The 19,108-nt window shown below is 73.8% G+C and carries 17 protein-coding genes; 8 read left to right on the top strand and 9 right to left on the bottom strand.

Going from position 1 to position 19,108, the window contains the following annotated elements; all coding sequences use genetic code 11:
* Window positions 1–211 precede the first annotated feature (211 nt).
* The 3 genes from ACLIRP_RS14390 to ACLIRP_RS14400 all read left to right on the top strand — a co-directional run bounded on the left by ACLIRP_RS14390 (window position 212) and on the right by ACLIRP_RS14400 (window position 4,873).
* On the top strand, window positions 212–4,021 hold the full coding sequence (locus ACLIRP_RS14390) for an immunoglobulin-like domain-containing protein (protein WP_412063719.1): 3,810 nt from the start codon (window positions 212–214) through the stop codon (window positions 4,019–4,021).
* A gap of 324 nt (window positions 4,022–4,345) precedes the next feature.
* On the top strand, window positions 4,346–4,660 hold the full coding sequence (locus ACLIRP_RS14395; protein ID WP_412061157.1) for a helix-turn-helix transcriptional regulator: 315 nt from the start codon (window positions 4,346–4,348) through the stop codon (window positions 4,658–4,660).
* A 90-nt stretch (window positions 4,661–4,750) separates the two neighbouring features.
* A complete protein-coding gene (locus ACLIRP_RS14400) occupies window positions 4,751–4,873 on the top strand; it encodes a hypothetical protein (protein WP_412061158.1) in 123 nt (40 codons plus the stop codon).
* 528 nt (window positions 4,874–5,401) lie between these two features.
* Here the strand turns inward: ACLIRP_RS14400 and ACLIRP_RS14405 are convergent.
* A complete protein-coding gene (locus ACLIRP_RS14405; protein ID WP_412061159.1) occupies window positions 5,402–7,885 on the bottom strand; it encodes a tetratricopeptide repeat protein in 2,484 nt (827 codons plus the stop codon).
* A gap of 107 nt (window positions 7,886–7,992) precedes the next feature.
* On the bottom strand, window positions 7,993–8,559 hold the full coding sequence (locus ACLIRP_RS14410) for an ECF-type sigma factor (RefSeq protein ID WP_412061160.1): 567 nt from the start codon (window positions 8,557–8,559) through the stop codon (window positions 7,993–7,995).
* A 510-nt stretch (window positions 8,560–9,069) separates the two neighbouring features.
* Here ACLIRP_RS14410 and ACLIRP_RS14415 point away from each other — a divergent pair.
* The 3 genes from ACLIRP_RS14415 (at window position 9,070) to ACLIRP_RS14425 (ending at window position 11,758) form a co-directional block, all read left to right on the top strand.
* Window positions 9,070–9,714 (top strand): DUF3109 family protein, encoded by a 645-nt coding sequence (locus ACLIRP_RS14415; protein WP_412061161.1) that lies wholly within the window; start codon window positions 9,070–9,072, stop codon window positions 9,712–9,714.
* Window positions 9,715–9,758: 44 nt separating this feature from the next.
* Window positions 9,759–11,240, top strand: a complete 1,482-nt coding sequence (gene rpoN, locus ACLIRP_RS14420) for an RNA polymerase factor sigma-54 (protein WP_412061162.1) — start codon at window positions 9,759–9,761, stop codon at window positions 11,238–11,240.
* 143 nt (window positions 11,241–11,383) lie between these two features.
* Window positions 11,384–11,758, top strand: a complete 375-nt coding sequence (locus tag ACLIRP_RS14425; protein ID WP_412061163.1) for a hypothetical protein — start codon at window positions 11,384–11,386, stop codon at window positions 11,756–11,758.
* Window positions 11,759–11,816: 58 nt separating this feature from the next.
* On the opposite strand, the gene ACLIRP_RS14430 is transcribed toward ACLIRP_RS14425, so the two are convergent.
* From ACLIRP_RS14430 to ACLIRP_RS14445, 4 genes are all read right to left on the bottom strand, one after another.
* The gene (locus ACLIRP_RS14430) at window positions 11,817–12,131 is read right to left on the bottom strand and encodes a type II toxin-antitoxin system RelE/ParE family toxin (protein ID WP_412063720.1); all 315 of its coding nucleotides are present in this window, start codon (window positions 12,129–12,131) and stop codon (window positions 11,817–11,819) included.
* Window positions 12,113–12,322: a hypothetical protein gene (locus tag ACLIRP_RS14435; protein ID WP_412063735.1), complete on the bottom strand. Its 210-nt coding sequence runs from the start codon at window positions 12,320–12,322 to the stop codon at window positions 12,113–12,115. The genes ACLIRP_RS14430 and ACLIRP_RS14435 overlap by 19 nt, the downstream gene beginning before the upstream one ends.
* A gap of 83 nt (window positions 12,323–12,405) precedes the next feature.
* Complete coding sequence (gene acs, locus ACLIRP_RS14440; protein ID WP_412061164.1) at window positions 12,406–14,358, bottom strand: acetate--CoA ligase; 1,953 nt, start codon at window positions 14,356–14,358, stop codon at window positions 12,406–12,408.
* Window positions 14,359–14,500: 142 nt separating this feature from the next.
* Window positions 14,501–15,037, bottom strand: coding sequence for a DinB family protein (locus ACLIRP_RS14445; RefSeq protein WP_412061165.1), 537 nt, complete (start codon window positions 15,035–15,037; stop codon window positions 14,501–14,503).
* Between the two features lie 138 nt (window positions 15,038–15,175).
* On the opposite strand from ACLIRP_RS14445, the gene ACLIRP_RS14450 reads away from it, so the two are divergent.
* Window positions 15,176–15,670 (top strand): hypothetical protein, encoded by a 495-nt coding sequence (locus ACLIRP_RS14450; RefSeq protein WP_412061166.1) that lies wholly within the window; start codon window positions 15,176–15,178, stop codon window positions 15,668–15,670.
* Window positions 15,671–15,724: 54 nt separating this feature from the next.
* Window positions 15,725–16,051 carry a thioredoxin family protein gene (locus tag ACLIRP_RS14455; protein WP_412061167.1) on the top strand — a complete coding sequence of 109 codons (327 nt, stop codon included), beginning with the start codon at window positions 15,725–15,727 and terminating at the stop codon, window positions 16,049–16,051.
* A gap of 12 nt (window positions 16,052–16,063) precedes the next feature.
* Here ACLIRP_RS14455 and ACLIRP_RS14460 read toward each other — a convergent pair whose 3' ends face one another.
* The 3 genes from ACLIRP_RS14460 to ACLIRP_RS14470 are packed head-to-tail and all read right to left on the bottom strand — an operon-like array spanning window position 16,064 to window position 19,098.
* Window positions 16,064–16,921, bottom strand: coding sequence for a sigma-70 family RNA polymerase sigma factor (locus tag ACLIRP_RS14460; protein ID WP_412061168.1), 858 nt, complete (start codon window positions 16,919–16,921; stop codon window positions 16,064–16,066).
* A 38-nt stretch (window positions 16,922–16,959) separates the two neighbouring features.
* Entirely contained in the window at window positions 16,960–17,721 is a 762-nt protein-coding gene (locus ACLIRP_RS14465) for a MinD/ParA family protein (protein ID WP_412061169.1), read from the bottom strand.
* Window positions 17,722–17,724: 3 nt separating this feature from the next.
* Entirely contained in the window at window positions 17,725–19,098 is a 1,374-nt protein-coding gene (locus tag ACLIRP_RS14470; protein WP_412061170.1) for a hypothetical protein, read from the bottom strand.
* Window positions 19,099–19,108: the final 10 nt, after the last annotated feature.

Raw genomic sequence — 19,108 nt, forward strand, 5'->3', positions numbered from 1 at the left:
CGGATGCGTCCGGTATGGCACCCCCGGCGTCCGGTTTGGCAGAGCGCCATGTCCGGTTCTGCCGGTTGGGGCTGCCTAACGTTGCGGCGCTCGCCCCGGGGGGTCCCCGGCTCACACCCTTTTCGCCCGCGATTGCGGGCCCCTTTCGATGACACGTTCTCTACGTTTCTGGCCGCTCCTCGCGGCCCTCCTTCTGGGAAGCTTGGCCGCGATGCCGGCCGAGGCCTCCCACTTCCGGTCCGGCACGATCTCGTACCGCCACGTCAGCGGCAACACGGTCGAGTTCAAGGCCGTCCTCTCGTACGCGATCAGCGGGATCAGCCCCGGCAGCTCGATCCCCTTCAACATGGGCGACGGGACGTTCAAGAACGCGCCCTACACGGAGACCTTCCGCGACCCCGCCAACGACTACTACGTCATCGAGGCCGTTTTTCAGCACACCTACGCCGGGGTCGGGCCGTACGCCGTCTCGTACAGCGACTGCTGCCGGATCGCGCTGGGCAACGGCAGGGGGGACTGGAACGTCCGGGCCATCGTGACCGTCGGGAACGACTCGCCGATCGTGTCGCTCCAGCCGGTCGTGAACCTGGAGGAGAACACCCCAGCCGCCCAGTTCACGGTCCCCGTCTCCGACCCCGACGGGCGCGGCACGATCCGCTTCCGGCCGGCCACCGCGGCCGACCTCGGCAACGGCGCCACGCCGCTCGCCGGCCTCTCCGTGGACCCGGCGACCGGCGTGGTCACCGTCAACACGGTCGGGCTGTCGCGGACCCGCTACGGCGCCGGCATCGTCGTCGAGGAGGTCGACGCCTCGGGCGCCATCATCGCCAGCACGATGGTGGACTTCATCATCCGGGTCATCGCCAAGACCTCGAATGTGGCGCCCCAGTTCGACTTCACCGTCACCCCGCTCAACGGGGGGACCATCCAGGTCCGCCCCGGGCAGCCGTTGGCGTTCTCGGTCCGGGCCACCGACCCCGACGCGGGCGACGCCGTCGCGATCAGCGCCTCGGGCGTGCCCGGCACGGCCTCGCTGAGCGTCGTTTCGACAGGCGGGGCGACGGCCGAGTCTCGGTTCGCGTGGACGCCGACCGCGGCCCACCTCGGCACGTCCGTGCTCCAGTTCACGGCCCAGGACCGTGCGGGCGTCCAGACCTCGACCTCGGTGACCATCCGCGTCAGCCAGGCGCCTGAGTTCGTCGGCGCCACGCCGGCCGACAACGCGCGCATCGACGTGGAGCCGGGCCAGCGCGTCTCGTTCCCCATCGAGATCCGCGACGCGGACCCCACGGACCAGGTGCGCCTGCTCCAGGCGACGATCCCGGCCGGCGCGACGCTGGGCACGGCCCTTCCGTCGGCCTTCGGCAACCCCGTCGCGACCACGTTCTCGTGGACGCCGACGCTCGCCGACTCGGGCCCGACGGTGCTGGAGTTCGTCGCGGACGACCTCGCGGGCGAGCGCTCCACGCAGCGGGTCGTCGTCGTCGTCAACGCGATCCCGACCGTCGTGACGAACGCGGGCCTGACGCTCACCGAGCAGACGACGGCCGCAATCTCATCGGCCCTCCTCGCCGCGCGGGACGACGACCACGGCCCGGCCGACCTCACCTTCACGGTGACGGCGGCCCCGACCGAAGGCACCCTCCAACTCGACGGCTCGGCGCTCGGCGTCGCCAGCACGTTCACCCAGGCCGACATCGACGCGGGCCGCCTGGCCTACGCCGCCGGCCACGCCCACGGCGCCACGCCTGACGCCGTCGAGGTGACCGTCACCGACGGGGCCGGCGCCCAGATCGGGCCGTTCTCGTTCGCCCTCGCCATCACGCCGTCGAACCGGCCGCCCGTCGCCGACGGCGGGCCCGACCAGACGATTGAGGCGACCGCCCCCGCCGGCACGCCGGTCACGCTCACGAGCGGCTCGACCGACCCCGACGGCGACGACCTCAAGCTCCACTGGATCCGCGTCCTCGCCGACGGGACCGAGGAGCACCTCGACCACGGCGCCGAGGTCACGATCGCGCTCCCCGTCGGGACCCACACGATCCGCCACCGGGCCGAGGAGCTCACGAGCGGCGGCGTGCCCGTCGGCTCGGGCGGCGGCCACCACGCCCCGACCGGCGGCCTCGTCGATCAGGTCGACGTGGCGGTGACCATCACCGACACGACGGCGCCCGTCCTCGTCCTCGCCGGCGACGGCGCGATCACGCTCGAGTGCCCGGTCGCCTTCGATGACCCCGGGGCGACGGCGACCGACAACGGCGACGCCGCCCCGACGATCTCCGTGGACGGGCTGGTCGACCACGCGCCAGGCACGTATACCGTGACGTACACGGCGACGGACGCCTCCGGCAACACGTCGGCGCCTGTCGAACGGACCGTCACGCTCGTCGACACGACGGCCCCGGTCGTCGCCCTCCTCGGCGACGCCGAGCTCACGCTCGAGGCGGCTCTCGACACCTACGACGAACTCGGCGCGACCGTCGAGGACGCCTGCGATGAGGACGCGACGCTCACCATTGCCGGGGCGGTCGACACCGCGACGCCCGGCGTCTACACCGTCACCTACACGGCGACTGACGCCTCCGGCAACGCGGCCTCCCTGACGCGGACCGTCCGCGTGGTCGACACCACGGCCCCGGTCGTGACCCTCGTTGGCGCGCCGGCTCCGACGGCCGTCCGGTTCTCGGGCGCCTTCGCCGACCCCGGCGTGACCGTCGCCGACGCCGCCGACCCCGCGGCCGCCGTGGTCGTCACCGGCGCCGTCGATACGACGGTGCCCGGCGCGTACACGGTGACCTACACGGCCACCGACGCCGCAGGCAACGCGGGCTCGGCCTCGCGGGCCGTCCTCGTCGTCGACGACGTGGCCGCCGTCGCCTCGGCCTACCTGTTCTTGGGCGACCGCCAGGTCACCATCGACGGGCAGGTCCGGACCGAGGGGGCCGTCCATTCGAACGACAAGCTCGAGCTCAAAAAGGGGCTCCGGGGCGGCGACGGGGGCCCGAGCCTCCACGTCGGCGACCTGACCTCGTCGGACGACCTCAAGGTCCACGACCAGCAGCGCGTCGAGGGGGCCGTGACGGCCCGCCGCGTCGACCTCAAGCGGGAGGCCGTTGTGACCGGGCCCGTCACCGAGCGCGCGGTCGCTCGCGTGGCGATGCCGTCCGTGTCGGTCCGCGCCTCCGGCCCCGACGTCCGGCTCGCCGACGGCGGCGCCCAAACGCTTGCGCCGGGTAGCTACGGTGCGCTCCGCGTCGGCAAGCGGGCCGTGCTCACCCTCTCGGCCGGCCGGTACACGTTCAAGGAGATCAAGGTGGAGGACGGCGGCCGCATCGCCGCCTCCGTTGCCACCGGCGCCGTCGTCCTCGACGTCGAGGACAAGGCCGAGTTCGGGCGCGGTGCGGCGCTGCTGCCGACCCCGTTCGGCGCCGCCGACGCCCGGTACCTCTCGCTCCGCGTGGCGGGCGGGAAGGTCGAGATCGGCGAGGACGCCGAGGTGGCCGCCCAGGTGGTCGCCCCGCGGGCCCAGGTGCGGCTCCGGCGCGGCGCCCAATTCGTCGGCGTCGTGGTCGGCGGCAAGGTCGACGTCGACGACGGGGCCTCGGCCTTGTTCGTGACGGCGCTCTCGGCGGCGCCGGCCCAAGCGATCGCGGCGACGGGGGCGCGGGCGGAGACCGCAGACGCGCCGTCGGCGCCGGACGCTACGCCCGAGGTCGCCCTGGCGACGTCGGCCGCCTCCATGACGGCCGAGCCGGCGCCGGCCGCGCTCACGCTCGGCGGGACGTTCCCGAACCCGACGCGCGGACGGGCCACCGTCCGCTTCGGCGTCCCGACCGATGGGCCCGTGGCCATCGTGGTCTACGACGTCCGCGGCCGCGAGGTGATCGGGTCGCGTGGGCATCTGGCGGCCGGCTGGCATGAGGTCGCCCTCGAGGGCTCCGACCTCCCGGCCGGCGTCTACGTCGTCCGCGTGGCGGCGGGGGCCGAGCTCGGCGTCGGCCGGTTCACCGTCGTCCGCTAGCGGTGGAGGAGGCACGCCTCTGACTCCGTCTCTCCTCTGACCGCGGCGGTCCCTTCGGGGGCCGCCGCGGTCCGTTTGGGGGTCCGGCTCGATTCGCGGTCTCCCCTCCAGCCCTTGGTCCAGGCGGCGCTCCTGGAGAGGGGCCCACCGCCCCCGAGATCGGGAGGCCCTAGCACTCGCACCCTTCCGCCAAGCCACTGCCCCAAGGCGCTTACGTCGTCCAAGCGTCCGGTTTGGCCGGCCGCGATGGCCGGTATGGCCCGGCTCCGGACCCCACTCGCCACACCGAACAGCGAGACGTTGGGGCTTCCCTCCCGGTCCCTGATGACGCCTCTGTTCTCCACCCGCGTGTTTGCTCTTTGCAGCGCGCACCTCGCCGACCCCACGTTCGGGGTCGAGCGGCTCGCCGAGGCGCTCGGCCTGACGAGCCGCCACGTCCGGCGGCAGCTCGTGGCCGAGACCGGCGAGAGCCCCGGCGCCCTGCTCCGGCGGCTCCGGATGGAGCGGGCCACCCAGCTCCTGGCCGCGCCCGGCGGGACGGCCCGCGAGGTCGCCCGAGCCGTCGGCTACCGCGACGTCTCGGCCTTCCGCCGAGCCTACCGAGCCGTGACAGGACGGCCCTCCCCTCCGCCGAGCTAACGCCGGGTGGGTTCACGAAAACCGTGTCCGTCCAGGCCGACCCATGTCCGGTTCTGTACGGCGCCTCTCCTACGTTCGTCCCCCCTCCCGATGCGCACCCTCTTCGCCCTGCTCTTGCTGGCGGCCTTCTCCGCGAGCCCGGCAGCCGCCCAGCCATACGGCCCACGGACCGACTTCGCGACCGGGCTCCCAGGGCCCTTCAATCTCGAGTAGCTGACCGATGGGGCGGTCCTCGTCGTGAACGGTCTGTACACCGCGTCTCCGTCGCGGACGCGCTGGGCCGAGAGGTCGTCGTGCTGCCCGACGGCCCGGTAGCGCCCGGCGTGTACGTGGTCCGCGTGCGGAGCGCGTCCGGGGCCGTCTCCCGAGTCCTCACTGGGACGCGCGGCCCCTTCCCCAAGGCCGCCCGCTAAGGCGCCGAGGCGGGCCGTCGCGCGGAGCGGCACATTTTCCACGAGGCGATGACCGGTTTCGCGCGAGCCCTGCGCTCTTGCAAGTGGGGACCCTCCCCTCGACCGGCCCGGCCGGGTCGGCGTCGGCGTTGCAACTGTGGTGGGAGCGACGCCTGCAGACCCGGCCGGTCGCTGGTCTCCGAGGGGCCTGGGGATGGGCTCGTGCGTTCAGCCTCCCCCTCGCGAACCGCCCTCTCGCCCGCGCGCGCCGGAATCCAGCGGCCAGAGCACGGTGGCGGTCCGCTCGGCGGGGTCTGTTCCGGTACACGACGGGCGCGGAGGCCACGCCTCAGATCTCGGGTCGGGCCTCGGCGACGAGCGCACGGGCGTCGGCGACGGCCTGGTGGCAGCTCTCGGGTCCTTCCTCGGCGGCCGCGCACGCGGCATTGACCCGCTCGAGCCCGCGCTCGGCGTCGGCATCCCGCCCAAGGTGGGCCTCTGTTACGGCGACACGGAGGGCGCCCCGAATCGCATCCGGGTGATCGGGCCCGAGGCGGGCCCGGGTCATCGCGGCCGCCTCCCGAAAAAGCGGCAGGGCGTCGCCGGGCCGGCCCCTCGTGTCGAGCATCGCGCCCCGGCGGCTGAAGATGCTCGCGAGGATGGGGTGGGACGAGCCGAACGCCCGGCGGCCGGCGGCCACGGCCTGGCGGTGCAGCGCCTCCGCTTCGGCATCCCGCCCCTGCATCCCGATCACTAGCGCGAGCTGGCTCCGGGTGTTCGCGGGGTCGCCGTGGTCCGGGCCGTAGTGGGCCTCCGAGATTCGGAGGGCGTCGCGGTAAAGCGGCTCGGCGTCGGCCCAGCGCTCCTGGTCGCGATAGGTCGCGGCGAGGTTGTGGAGCGTCGACGACACGTCGAGGTGGTCGGGTCCCAGCAAGGCGCGGCGCATGGCGAGGGCACGGAGGTGAACGGCCTCGGCCTCGGCGTAGCGTTCGCGGAAGGTCAGGAGGTCGCCCAGGATGTTGAGGCTGTAGGCGAGGTCCGGGTGCGGCTCGCCGTAGGCGGCCTCCTTGAGGTCGAGGGCCTGGCGGATCTGGGCCTCGCCCTCCGCGTAGCGGCCCAAGCGGAGGTTGGCGAAGGCGAGGTTGTGGAGCGTGTTGGCGAGCAGCAGCGGGTCGCCGTCGGGGTGGGCGCGGTGGATGGCGAGGGCGCGGACCAGCACGTGCTCGGCCTCGGCATACGCGCCCTCGTCCTCGCGGAGCAGGCCGATCTCGTTGAGCACCGCGGCGACGTCCGGGTGGCCGTCGCCGACGAGCTCGTGCCGCAACGCGAGCGCTCGAGCGAGCGCGGAGTCGGCGGCGGCGTAGAGCCCGCGGCGGCGGTACACCCGGCCCACGACGGCGAGCATCTGGGCGTGCAGGGCCGGCTCGTCGGCGAGGTCGGCGTCGATGCGGGCGGTGCCCCGAGCGAGGAGGTCGCGGACGAAGGCCTCGGCGCCGGGCGTCTCGGCGGGGTCGGTGTCGGCGAAGAGGTCGGCGAGGAAGCCCGAGACCTCGGCGGCCTTGGCGGCCTCGGCGCGGGCGAGGTCGCGCTCGGCGCCGACGCGGGCGAACGCGAGCGCCGTCACCAGCGCGACGGCGAGGACGCCGGCCCCGGCCGCCGTGAGCGCCGCGCGGTGGCGGCCGACGAACTTGCGCGCGCGGTACGCCCGCGACGGCGGGCGCGCGGCGACGGGCAGGCCCTCGCGGTACCGGCGGAGGTCGTCGAGCAGGGCGCGGGCGTCGGCGTAGCGCTCGGCGGGGTCCTTGCGGAGGGCGCGGAGCACGATGCCGTCGAGGTCGCCCGCCACCGCCCGCGCGAGCGCCTCGGGCGTCGTCCCGCGGGCCTGGGCGATGGCGGCCTGCCCCCGGACGACGCGGCTCGGGAGCGTGGGCTCCTCCGTGAGTACGGCGATCTCGACCTGGGCCGGCGAGCGGCCCTCGGCGGGCGTCGGCCGCGTGCCGGCGAGCAGCCGGTAGAGGACGGCCCCGAGCCCGTACACGTCGGTGGCCGTCGTGATGGCGCCGCCCCGGAGCTGCTCCGGCGCGGCGTACGACGGCGTAAAGGGGCGCTGGCCCGTGCGCGTGAGGTCGTCGGCGGCCTCCGCTTCGAGCACCTTCGCGATCCCGAAGTCGAGGAGCTTCACCCGGGGCCCGTCTGGGGTGTCGGCCACCAGGAGGTTGCTGGGCTTGAGGTCGCGGTGGACGACCAGGCGCTGGTGGGCGTAGGCGACGGCCTCGCAGGCGTCGGCCACGAGCCGGAGCCGGGCCTCGACGCCGAGCTGGCGGCGGTCACAGTAGTCCGTGATCGGCTCGCCCTCGACGTACTCCATCGCGAGGTACGGGCGCCCGCCCGCCCCCACGCCGCCGTCGACCAGCCGGGCGATGCCGGGGTGCTCGAGCCGTGCCAGGATGCGGCGCTCGGCCTGGAAGCGGCGGAGCACGGCGTCGGTGTCCATCCCGCGCTTGATGAGCTTCAGCGCGACGGTCTGCTCGAACCCGTCGGCGCGCTCGGCGCGGTAGACGGTGCCCATCCCGCCGACGCCGAGGTGCTCGGCCACCCGCCACGGGCCGACGCGCTGCCCGGCGAGCGCGTCCTCGCCGTAGAGCGCCGCCAGGGCCCGCCCCCCGAGCACCGGGGCCGGGGCGGCGTCGGCGTCGAGCAGCGCCGCGACGCGGTCGAAGAGGGCGGCGTCGGCGCCGCACTGCTCGCGGAGCCACGCCAGGCGCGCGTCAGGCGCGTGGCGCAACGCCTCCTCGAACAGGGTCTCGATCCGAGTCCAGGGGACGGGGGGCATGGGGTCGAGGGGGCGTGGTGGGAAAGGCGTTCGGCGCGTGGGCTTGTCATGTGGGTCCCGGCCCGCCTCCCCCGCCCGAGCGCTTGAGCCCGCGCGCCGGGGCCCGGTCAGAGGTCCTCGCCCAAGGCGACGGTCAGCCACGCCCGCGCCATCCGCCAGTCGCGGCGGACCGTGGCCTCGGACACGCCGAGGGCCTCGGCGATCTCAGGCTGGGTGAGGCCCCCGAAAAACCACATCTCGACGACGCGCGCGGGCCGCTCGGCGGCCGCCGCGAGCCGGTCGAGCGCCTCGTCGAGGGCGAGGAGTTCGTCGGGCCGCGTCTCCCGAGCGACGCCGTCGTCGATCAGGGTGACCGCGCCGGCCCCGCCGCCGCGCTTGTCGGCCGACCGCGCCCGGGCGTAGCTGATCAGGATGTGGCGCATGGTGACCGCGGCGACCCCGAAAAAGTGGGCGCGGTTCTCCCACGGCGTGCCCTCCTGGCGGGCGAGGCGGAGGTAGGCCTCGTGGACGAGCGCGTTCGTGTCGAGCGTGTGGTCGGCGCGCTCGCCCAGGAGGTGCCGGTGCGCAATCTCCTCCAGGTCCGGGTAGACCACCTCCACGAGCTGGTCGACCACGTCCCGGTCGCCGAGGTCGACGCGGTTGAGCAGGCGGGTGATGTCGGCGGGCGAAGGCATGGCGGGGGGGCGCTCCGCGCAAGCTACCGATGCCCCGGAACGACTCGCCCGACCGGGGGGCCGGCCCTTTTTCTCCGCGCGCCGTGACCGGTTTCGCCGGGGTCCTGCGCCAATAGAGTGACGGCCGGGACGCAATCCGCCTCACGGCCCCCCGCCCGCCTCGATGGCCCGAGGCCGGCGCGGGCGCACCCCTCTTGGTAACCGGGCTCCACCCCTGGACGGCACGTCGTCTGGTTTCCAACGCGGCCGGCTCCTCCGGGGGCCGGCCGCGTCGCGTGTGGGGCGGGGACGAATCCGACCGGACGGCGGTGCGCCGTCCCCGCCCCATTCACGGGGCTGGCGTCGCTGACGCTCCGCGATCTCCGCACAGCGGGGTGTGGGTGTCCTCGCGGTCGCTCGCTACTACGGGACACCCTCCGACCGTCTCGGGCCCCTGGCGAGCGCCGTGAGATCGGCAGGACCCGGCAATTCCCGTTGACCGCCGCCCGTGCCAGACCCTACGTTGGCGTCATGTTTGCAGTCGACCACGTTCTCGTCTCCGACGCCGTCCTGGACGCGCCCTTCGCGTGCCACCTCGGCTCCTGCTTCGGCGCCTGCTGCGTCCACGGCGACCAGGGCGCGCCGCTCGACGCCGACGAGCGCGACGCCGTCGACGACGCGCTTGCGATCGTCCACGACCGCTTGCGGCCGGAGGCGAAGGCTGAGATCGCCCGGCAGGGCGCCTGGGTCGGCACCGAGCGCACGGGCTTCCACACGACGACCGTTCGCGGGCGCGAGTGCGTGTTCGTGGTCTACGACGGCGGCGGGGCGGGCCCGGCCGTCGCCAAGTGCGCCATCCAGCAGGCGTTCTGGGAGGGCAAGACCGGCTGGGAAAAGCCCGTCTCGTGCCACCTCTACCCCATCCGCGCCGAGACGTACGGCGTCGGCGAGGACCAGGTCGACGTGCTCAACTACGAGCGGATCGACCTGTGCGCGCCGGCCATCCCCCACGGCAAGCGGACCGGCGTCCAGGTCGCCGACTTCCTGGAACGGCCGCTCACCCGCAAGTACGGCGCCGACTGGTTCGTTCAGTTCCGCGAGACGCTGAGCCAGCGCCGCCGCGACGTCGGCATCGGCCCCCAGACCGACCTCCCGACGCCCGACCCCTCTCTTTAACCGACGCACCGCCCTTCCGATACCCCGTCGGCCTCCCCGGTCCCATGCTCAACCTCCAACAAAAGCAGTCCCTCCAGCAGAAGCTGTCGCCGCAGCAGATCCAGTACATCAAGCTGCTGCAGCTGCCGACGCTCGCGCTGGAGCAGCGGATCAAGGCCGAGATGGAGCAGAACCCGCTGTTGGAGGAGGGCGAGGAGGAAGACGAGCTCCAGGTCGACGCGACCGACGACCGCACCGAGACCACGAACGAGGACCCCGACAAGGTCGACAAGGACGACACCTCCGACGACGAGTTCGACTGGGACGAGTTCTTGAACGCGCCCGACGACCTCTACGGCTACAAGGCGCAGGTCGACCACTCGGCCGAGGAGGACGACCGCGAGGCGCCCATGCCCGCGATGTCGTCACTCGCGGAGTCGCTCCGCGACCAGGTCGGCCTGCTCGACCTCGACGAGACCGAGGAGCTCGTCGCCGACCAGATCATCGGGTCCATCGACGAGGACGGCTACCTCCGCCGCCCCATCGAGTCGATCCTGGACGACGTGATGTTCAACTACGGCGTGGTCTTGACCGAGGACGACGTCGAGAAGGTCCTGTCGCGGATCCAGCGGCTCGACCCCGTCGGCATCGCCGCGCGCGACCTCCGCGAGTGCCTGCTCGTCCAGCTCGACATGATGGGCAACGAGGTCGACGGCCGCGAGAACGCCATCGACATGCTCCGGGACTGCTACAAGCCGTTCACGATGAAGCACTTCGACGCCATCAAGCGCAAGCTGGGCTTCGACGACTACGACCTCAAAGAGGCCTACGACCTGGTCCGCAGCCTCGACCCCAAGCCCGGCGAGGGCGACTTCGCGGTCCAGACCAACTACATCACGCCCGACTTTACTGTCGAGCGCGACGACGAGGACTTCCGGATCCTGCTCAACGGCCGCAACGCGCCCGAGCTCCGCGTCAACCGGCACTACCGGGACATGTGGAACAAGCTGTCCACGACCGACACCAAGGGCGACTCGGGGGCCAAGGAGACCAAGGACTTTCTCAAGACGCGCTTGGAGAGCGCGCGGTGGTTCATCTCGTCGATCCAGCAGCGCCGCAACACGCTCCTCAAGGTGATGGAGGCGATCGTCCAGATCCAACGGGACTTTTTCGAGCACGGCGAGGGCCACCTCAAGCCGATGATCCTGAAGGACATCGCCGAGATCATCAAGATGGACATCTCGACCGTCTCGCGCGTGGTCAACGGGAAGTACGTGCAGACCGAGTACGGCGTCTACGAGCTCAAGCACTTCTTCTCCGAGGGCATCATGGGCGACGACGGCGAGGAGGTCTCCAACAAGGAGGTCAAGGCGCTCCTGGAGCAGATCGTCGAGGCCGAGGACAAATCGAAGCCGTGGAGCGACCAGAAGCTGGCCGACCTGCTGGCGGACAAGGGCTACCCGATTGCGCGGCGGACCGTCACGAAGTACCGCGAGCAGCTCAACATCCCCGTAGCCCGGCTCCGCCGGCAGATCGTGCTGAGCTAGAGGAGAGGAAGAGAGGACCAGACGAGAAGAGGGGCCGGTCGCCAGCGGCGTCGGCGTCTCCCCGCGTCCTCTTCTCCTCCCCCTCCTCTGCTCTTCTTCTCCTGCCGCTGGAGCCCGGAACCGGGGCCGAGCGTTTCGGCCGCATGCCGTCCCCCACCCCCGACGACATCCGCATCGCGGTCGACCGCGCGCTGGCCCGTGTGCCGGACGCCGCGGAGGGGCCGCGCGCCCTCGCCGTCGCCCTCGCGCTGGCGGAGGGGATCTCGGCCGAAGAAGCCCTCGCCCGGTGCGGCGTGGCCGTCCCACCAGCGTCTCCGTCGCCGGTCGCGTTCGTGCTCTTGCCGCCGGGCGCCCTGTTCTGGTGGAACGGCGTGCGCTACCGCAAGGTGCCCGCGCGCGCCTCGCGCCAGCTCGTGCCCGGGGCGCCGAACGCCTACCCGGTGCACGGCGGCGAGGGCCGGTGGCTGGCGCCCGACCAGCGCGTGGACCGGGTGCCGACGGGGAAGCGCGCGGCCTGAGCACGACCGACGTGTCCCGCCTCGGGCTGAAGGCGGGCGGGGCACCGGCTCACGCGCCCTACGAGCCGCCGAGCGGACGGGAGCTGTGGAAGACGCTCAGCACGTCGACGTGATCGTCCGCCTCGTCGTAGAGGTAGACGATTCGATACTCCCGATAGACGACCTCGCGGATCGCGGCATCGGCGATCTCCGGGACCGCGCGGCCGGAGCGCGGGAACGCGTCCAGCCGTCCGACCGCACCGAGCAGTCGGCGCACCAGCGCCTCGGCAGTAGTCGGGAGACCGGGCGGCGTGGTAGTTGGCGATCTCGCGGAGATCGGCCTGAGCCCGCATCGTCCAGACGATGGCCGCCACGTCAGGTGCCGCGTCGCCAGCCCGCCATCCGCTCCTCCATCTCGCGGACGACCTCGGCGTGCGGCGTGGTCTCGTTGCGGTCCGTCTGATCCAGCCCTTCGGCGACCCGGCTCAGGAAGAGCAGGCGCTCCATCGCGTCCTCGACGGTGGCGTCGTCGGGCAGCTCGGAGACGGCGCGAACGATGTCGGGCTTGGTAAGGGTCGACGCCATGACAGGGCGGGGCTCGGGGGTCAAGGTAACGTGACCCCACGCAGGCTCCGCACGTGAGCCTCCCGCCTCAGCCCCTAGCGCGGTCAGTCGGCCTGACGCCCCTCGACGAGTCGGTCGACGACTTCGGGGTCCGCCAGGGTAGAGGTGTCGCCGAGTGTGTCGGCCGTGCCCTCGGCGATCTTGCGCAGGATGCGGCGCATGATCTTGCCGGAGCGCGTCTTGGGGAGCGCGGGTGCGAACTGGATGGCCTCGGGCGCGGCGATGGGGCTGATGACCGTGCGGACGTGGGCGATCAGCTCGGCGCGTAGCGCGTCCGTCGGCTCGCGCTCGGCGCCAAGCGTGACGTAGGCGTAGATGCCCTGCCCCTTGATGGCGTGCGGCACGCCGACCACAGCAGCCTCGGCGACCGCCGGGTGCAGCACGAGCGCGCTCTCGACCTCGGCCGTGCCCATCCGGTGGCCCGACACGTTGATCACGTCGTCGACGCGGCCAGTGATCCAGTACGTGCCGTCGGCGTCGCGGCGGCAGCCGTCGCCGGTGAAGTAGCGGCCCGGGAAGGCCGTGAAATAGGTCTGGACAAAGCGCGCGTGGTCGCGGTAGACGGTCCGCGCCTGGCCGGGCCAGCTGTCGGTCAAGACGAGCAACCCCTCGGCGGCGCCCTCCAGCGTCGTCCCCTCGGCGTCGACGACGGCAGGCTGGACGCCCAGGAACGGGAGGCCGGCGGCGCCCGGCGTCTGGTCGACGGCGCCGGGCAGCCCGACGATCATGATGCCGCCGGTCTCGGTCTGCCACCACGTGTCGACGACGGGGCACCGGCCGTCGCCGACGACCTCCGAGTACCACCGCCACGCCTCGGGGTTGATGGGCTCGCCGACCGTCCCGAGCAGGCGCAGGCTGGAGCGGTCGCGCGAGGTCACGAACTCGTCGCCCTGGGCCATCAGCGCGCGGATCGCCGTCGGGGCCGTGTAGAACTGGGTCACCTTGTGGCGGTCGACCACGTCCCAGAACCGGCCGGCGTCGGGGAACGTCGGGATGCCCTCGAAAAAGACCTGCGTCGCGCCGTTCACCATCGGTCCGAACACGATGTAGCTGTGGCCGGTAATCCAGCCGACGTCGGCGGTGCACCAGAAGACGTCGCCGGGGCGGAGGTCGAAGACGAGCTCGTGCGTGAGGCTGGCGTAGACGAGGTAGCCGCCCGTCGTGTGGACGACACCCTTCGGTTTGCCCGTCGAGCCCGAGGTGTACAAGATGAAGAGGGGGTCCTCGGCGCCCATCTCGGCGCACGGGCAGGACGCGTCGACGGCCGCGGCGGCGGCGTGGAGCCAGGTGTCGCGGTCGGTGCTCGGCACATCCGCGCCCGTGTTGCGGACCACGAGCACGTGGCGGACCGGCTGCCCCTGCGCCTCGGCCTTGTCGACCGCCGCGTCGACGTTCGCCTTCAGCGGGACGCGCTTGCCGCCGCGCCGCCCCTCGTCGGCGGTGATCACGACGTCGCTGGCGGCGTCGACCAGCCGGCCCGCCAGCGCTTCGGGGCTGAAGCCGGCGAAGACGACCGAGAAGATGGCCCCGATGCGCGCGCACGCCAGCATGGCATACGCGGCTTCGGGGATCATCGGGAGGTAGATCGTGACGCGGTCACCGCGCTCGACGCCCAGGCTCAAGAGCACGTTTGCGAGCCGTTCCACCTCGGCGAGCGCGTCGGCGTACGAGATGTGGCGCGCGTCGTCGGTCGGGTCGTCGGGCTCGAAGATCAAGGCCGTCTTGTCGCCCCGACCCGCGGCGACGTGTCGGTCGAGCGCGTTGTGGCAGGCGTTGAGCGTGCCGTCGGGGTACCAGCGGATTGACACGTCGCCGGGCCCGAAGCTCACGGCCTTGACGGTCTCGAAGGGCGTCATCCAGTCGACGCGGGCGGCCTGCTCGCGCCAGAACCCCTCGGGGTCGTCGACGGAGCGCCGGTAGAGGGCGTCGAAGGCCGCACGCGACGGGACGAGGGCCTGCTGGCGGAAGGCGTCGGAGGGGGCGATGCGGTCGGGCATGGGTCGGCGGCGGGTGCGGCGCCAAGGTGCCGCCGTCGGCGGGCGAGCGCAAGGCGGGGCGACGGTGAACGACAGCCGAGGCGTCGGCGGGCGGTAGGGACACACCGCCGGTGTGTCCCTACGCCGAGAGGGCGTGGGCGCTCTACTGCCGCGGGCCCGCCGTCACCACGCGGACGGTGACCAACAGCTGGCCGACGTGGCGCGTCGTGTGCTCGGCGGCGTGGACGAGCAGGCCGATGTGCGTCTGCAGGATCTGCTGGCGCCCGACCGTCCGGGCGTCGGTGAGTGTCGTCGGGTCCGTCGCGCGGAGCTGGGCGAGCGCGGCGTCGACGCTCCGGGCAAAGGCGTCGGCGAGGGCGACGGGCGTCGCGTCGGGATTGGGAACGCCCTCGGACGCGAGCGCCGCGAGCTGGCGCTCGGCGAGGGGTTCGCCGCGCGCATACGTCAGCATCCGGTCGAGCACGCCCGCGAGGTGGGCGAGGTGGAAACCCGCCGAGGCCGCGCCGCCGGGGCGGTCCCACAGCGCGTCGGGCGGGAGCTCGGCCGCGAGCGCCGCCACCTCGTCGCGCGCCTGCACGAGCGCGTGGGCGACGGGCTGCACCAAGGCGGGCACGCCGGCGACGGGGCCGCGGAGCCAGGCCTCGCGCGGAGGCGGAGCGGAGGTATCGGGCAGGGGCATGGAGATGGCGGGGCGAACGGCTCCTACGGGACGGGTGGGCCGAAGCTCCACCGCGCGAGCCCCGGGAGGGCACGGCGGTCGGGATCGGATCCGGCGTTGGCGTCGGCTAGGTTCACGTCCGTCAGGACCCCCACGCCCATGCGCGCCCTCTTCTGCCTCTCGCTGGCCCTCTTCGTCGGCTGCGACGCGGCGCCCGTCGCGCCCGAGCCCGCCGACGCCTGCCCGTTCCCGGTGAGCGAATTCGCCCAGGCGCCCTTGCTGTTCAACCCGGCCCCAGGCGACACCCTCCGGGTCGGCGAGCGGTTCTTCCTGAGCGCGGCGTACAACGGCCAACGACCGGGCGGCAACCACGCCCTCGCCGCCGGCTGGTCGTTTCGCCTGATCTGGACCCCGGCCGGCAGCGAGCCGCAGGTCCTCTACGAGTGGCCCGGTGCGCAAGGGGCGATGGCGCCCACGGCGCGCTTCATCGTCGAGGTGATGACGCCCCTCGAGCTCGTCGATGGAAGCCCGAGCGTCGCCCAACTCGACGCGGGCGAGGTGGCCTTCGAGGCGGCCGTCGAGGTCGAGTCGGTGGCGTGCGGAGGGGCAGACCGGACGTCGCTGGTCACGCGCCACCGCGTCGTGGTCGAGTAGGCGCGGATCGCAGATGCGGGCGTTGGCGTAGCGGGGGCTCTCCCCTCCTTCGCCATGGCCGTCCCCCCGTTTTTCCAACGCGAGGTGCTCGACAAGAGCCACGACAAGCCGGTCGTGGTCGACTTCTGGGCCCCGTGGTGCGGGCCGTGCCGGGTCCTCGGCCCGACGATCGAAAAGCTGGCGCGTGAGTCCGGGGGGCGCTGGCGGCTGGTCAAGGTCAACAGCGACGGGCAGCCCGGCCTCGCGCAGGCGTACGGCGTGCGCGGGATTCCGGCGGTCAAGCTGTTCGTCGCCGGCGAGGTCGCCGGCGAGTTCACGGGCGCCCTGCCCGAGGCCGAGGTCCGGCGCTGGCTCGACGCGCACCTCCCGGCGGCCGGCTAGCGCCGCGCGCGTTTACAGAAGCGGGCCCACGGAGACCTCGCGGCGGGCGGCGGGCCTCGAGGGGGCGTCGGTGGAGGCCGGGGGCGTCCGGATGATGAGCGTCGGCGTGGGCGACGGCGTCGCCGGGGCGTCGGCGGGCTCCTGCTCGAGTTGGGCGCGGATGGTCAGCATGGTCTTGCCCAGGATCTGGGAGACGCGGGCCTCGCTGACCTCGAACACCTGGCCGATCTGGCGGAGCGTCAAGCCCTCGTCGTAGTACATCGCCACCATGGCGCGCGTGCGCTGGGGGAGGTTCTCGATGACGCTCCGCGCGAGCGCGAGCGTGTGGTCGCGGTCGGCCCCGGCGAACCGGTCGTCGGTGTCGCCGATGGTCTCGTGGAGGCTCCCGCCGTCGTCGTAGGCCGGCGCGTCGAAGGAGAGCGCGAACCGGGCCTGGGCCTCGACGAGCAGGCGGTCGTAGTCGGCCACCGAGATGCCCATCCGCGCGGCGATGTCGCGGTCGGGCGGCTCGGCCCCGCGCTCCTGGCGGAGCGCCTCCGCGACGCGCCCGGCCTCAGCCATCCGACGGCGCTTGTCGAGCGAGAGCACGTCGAGCTTGCGGAGGTAGTCCACGATCGCCCCGCGCACCCGGAGGTAGGCGTAGGTCATGAACTTGGCACCGACCGACGGGTCGTACGAGTCGAGCGCCTCGACGAGCGCGACGAGCCCGGCCCCCTCGAGGTCCTCGCGGCAGGCGAGCGGCGAGTCCGGGACGGGGACCTTCCCCGCGATCGAGCGGACGAGGGGGACGCCCGCGAGCACGGCGGCCTCGCGGTGGAGCGGGGTCGGGGAGGCGTGGTAGCGCTCGGCGTAGGTCTGGAGGTTGGACACGGATCGATCGGTGGGAGGAAGGAACAGGGCGCGGGCGGTTAGGCGCGGGCGGGGAGGAGGGGCGCCAGCGCGGTCGCCAGCCCGGCGAAGGCGGCCCGGAGCGGCGCCGAGCGCTGGACGGCCGGCACCTGGTCGCGGGCGGCGCCTCGGACGTGCACGTCGTAGGGCACGTAGCCGACGGGCGTCGGGGACTGGCCCAGGAACTGGGCCGTCAGCGCGCCGAACCGCTCGGCCGTCTGGGCCGCCTCGGCGTCGGCGTCGGCGGCGTTGACGACGGCGAGGAGCGGGAAGCCGGGGTCGGTGTGCCAGACGGCCTTGGCCAGGGCGTAGGCGCCCGTCACGGCCGTCGGCTCGCCGACGACGACGAGCAGCCCGGTGTCGGCGCGGTCGAGGGCCCACTGGACCGGCGCCTCCAGCCCGGCCGGCGCGTCGATCAGGACGAGGTCGTAGCGCTCGATGGCGAGGTCGAGCACGTCGTCGAAGGCGTCGTAGAAGGCGTCGCCGAGGTCGGCGAACCCGGCGGCGGTGCCGCCGCAGACGAGGGTCAGGCCGGAGGCCGTCTGGTGGAAGACGCGCTCGGCGGCGACGGCGCCGCGCGCGACGGCCTCGACGCTGGCCGACGGCGACTCGTTGAGGAGCGTCGCGCACGAGCTCTGGCAGGGGTCGGCGTCGAGCAGCGCCACGGCGCACCCGTCGGCCGCGAGCGTGGCGGCGAGGTTGACGGCGAGCGTGCTTTTGCCGGTGCCGCCCTTGCCGCTGACGACGGCGACGACGAGGCCTCGGGTGGGGGTCTCAAACATGGATCAGACGGCGAGAGTGGAGGCGGGGGCGACGAGCGCCCAGAGGTCGGAGGAGGGGGGCGCCGCGATCGTCCGGGCGCGCTCGGCGGGGAGCGGGCGCCAGTAGGGGGCCGGGGCCGCGGGGCGGGCGGCGGCGCCCAGGGCCGGCTCGACGGTCCCGTCGGGCAGGGACGCGGGGGCGGGGCGGGGCGTCGACAGCGCGAGCGGCGGCGAGGTGGCCTCGGTCCGCACGGGCCCGGCGAGCGGGCCGAGCACGATGTCGGAGAGCGGCGGCCCGTCGGCGGCGGCGGGCGCGGGGGCGGCCTCGACGGCGCCGGGCGCGGCGGAGACGAACCGGAGGGGGAGCGCGAGCGCGCGCGTCCAGGCTTCGGAGGCGGGGTCGGCGACCTCGTCGAGCCGGGTCAGCGCGAGCGCGTCGGGGCGGAGGCCAAGCGCGTCGAGCGTCTCGGCAGCCAGCGTCTCGTGCGAGCGCGCGGCGCTGACGGCGAGCACGACCTCGACGGCGCCGAGCGGCGCCAGCAGCGCGCCGAGCCGGGCGACCTGCGCCGTGGCCCGGGCGGGGTCGAGCGAGAGCGCGGGCGTGTCGACGACGAGCAGGTCGGCGTCGGCGAACGTGCGGAGCGCGTCGCGGACCTCGTCGGCGGTGCGGACGACGGCGGCGGGGACCCCGGCGGTCCAGAAGCGAGCGGCGGCGTCGGGCGCGTCCCCTTCGGATGCGACCACGATGGCGGCGGGGCAGCGCGCCTCGGCGAGCGCCGGCGCGCGGGCGAGGCCGAGCGCGAGGGACGACTTGCCGTCGCCAGCGGGGCCGACGAACACGACGGGCGGGCGGGCGGGCGCGGGCACGGGGCGGACGGCCTCGAGGGCGGCCTCGAGATCGGCCAGCCGAGCCTGGAGGGCGGCGAGGGCGGCGGCGCTGGCGGCGGGCTCGGGAGTGCCGGGGGCGCTGGCGGAGGGGGTGGCCGGCTCCGCCCGGTCGGCACCCGTGGGGGCCTGGCGTGCCGGGCCCTCCACGCTGGTGGCCGCGGCGGGGCTGGCGGCCGCGGCGGGGGCGTTCTGGCCGGCGGGCGGGAGGGCGCCGGCCAAGCCGAGGTCGTCGAGCAGGGCGGCGGCAACCGATTCCGTGGGGGCCGGACGACGCTTCCGGGGGGCGCCGTAGCCGTAGACCCGGGCGGCGCCCGTGGTCGAGGCCGCCGCGGGCGCCGTGGGAGCGGGGGCCGGGGCGGCGGGCGCCACGTCGAAGGCGACCGTCACCGACGCCGGGTCGCCGCCGACGGCGGGGGCCGACTGGAGCAACACCACGTCCGGGCCGAACAGGCGGCGGGCGTCGGCGAGGGCCTCGCGGATGGACGGGCCGGTAAGCGTTTGGAGCGTCATAATCGGGCCT

This window comes from Rubrivirga halophila (assembly GCF_046845755.1).
Taxonomy (GTDB): domain Bacteria; phylum Bacteroidota; class Rhodothermia; order Rhodothermales; family Rubricoccaceae; genus Rubrivirga.

Excerpts from the sequence above, each read along its gene's own strand:
- ACLIRP_RS14390 (WP_412063719.1), top strand. The coding sequence starts at position 212 with ATGCCGGCCGAGGCCTCCCACTTCCGGTCCGGCACGATCTCGTACCGC.
- ACLIRP_RS14395 (WP_412061157.1), top strand. The coding sequence starts at position 4,346 with ATGACGCCTCTGTTCTCCACCCGCGTGTTTGCTCTTTGCAGCGCGCAC.
- ACLIRP_RS14400 (WP_412061158.1), top strand. The coding sequence starts at position 4,751 with ATGCGCACCCTCTTCGCCCTGCTCTTGCTGGCGGCCTTCTCCGCGAGC.
- ACLIRP_RS14405 (WP_412061159.1), bottom strand. The coding sequence starts at position 7,885 with ATGCCCCCCGTCCCCTGGACTCGGATCGAGACCCTGTTCGAGGAGGCG.
- ACLIRP_RS14410 (WP_412061160.1), bottom strand. The coding sequence starts at position 8,559 with ATGCCTTCGCCCGCCGACATCACCCGCCTGCTCAACCGCGTCGACCTC.
- ACLIRP_RS14415 (WP_412061161.1), top strand. The coding sequence starts at position 9,070 with ATGTTTGCAGTCGACCACGTTCTCGTCTCCGACGCCGTCCTGGACGCG.
- rpoN (WP_412061162.1), top strand. The coding sequence starts at position 9,759 with ATGCTCAACCTCCAACAAAAGCAGTCCCTCCAGCAGAAGCTGTCGCCG.
- ACLIRP_RS14425 (WP_412061163.1), top strand. The coding sequence starts at position 11,384 with ATGCCGTCCCCCACCCCCGACGACATCCGCATCGCGGTCGACCGCGCG.
- ACLIRP_RS14435 (WP_412063735.1), bottom strand. The coding sequence starts at position 12,322 with ATGGCGTCGACCCTTACCAAGCCCGACATCGTTCGCGCCGTCTCCGAG.
- acs (WP_412061164.1), bottom strand. The coding sequence starts at position 14,358 with ATGCCCGACCGCATCGCCCCCTCCGACGCCTTCCGCCAGCAGGCCCTC.
- ACLIRP_RS14445 (WP_412061165.1), bottom strand. The coding sequence starts at position 15,037 with ATGCCCCTGCCCGATACCTCCGCTCCGCCTCCGCGCGAGGCCTGGCTC.
- ACLIRP_RS14450 (WP_412061166.1), top strand. The coding sequence starts at position 15,176 with ATGCGCGCCCTCTTCTGCCTCTCGCTGGCCCTCTTCGTCGGCTGCGAC.
- ACLIRP_RS14455 (WP_412061167.1), top strand. The coding sequence starts at position 15,725 with ATGGCCGTCCCCCCGTTTTTCCAACGCGAGGTGCTCGACAAGAGCCAC.
- ACLIRP_RS14465 (WP_412061169.1), bottom strand. The coding sequence starts at position 17,721 with ATGTTTGAGACCCCCACCCGAGGCCTCGTCGTCGCCGTCGTCAGCGGC.
- ACLIRP_RS14470 (WP_412061170.1), bottom strand. The coding sequence starts at position 19,098 with ATGACGCTCCAAACGCTTACCGGCCCGTCCATCCGCGAGGCCCTCGCC.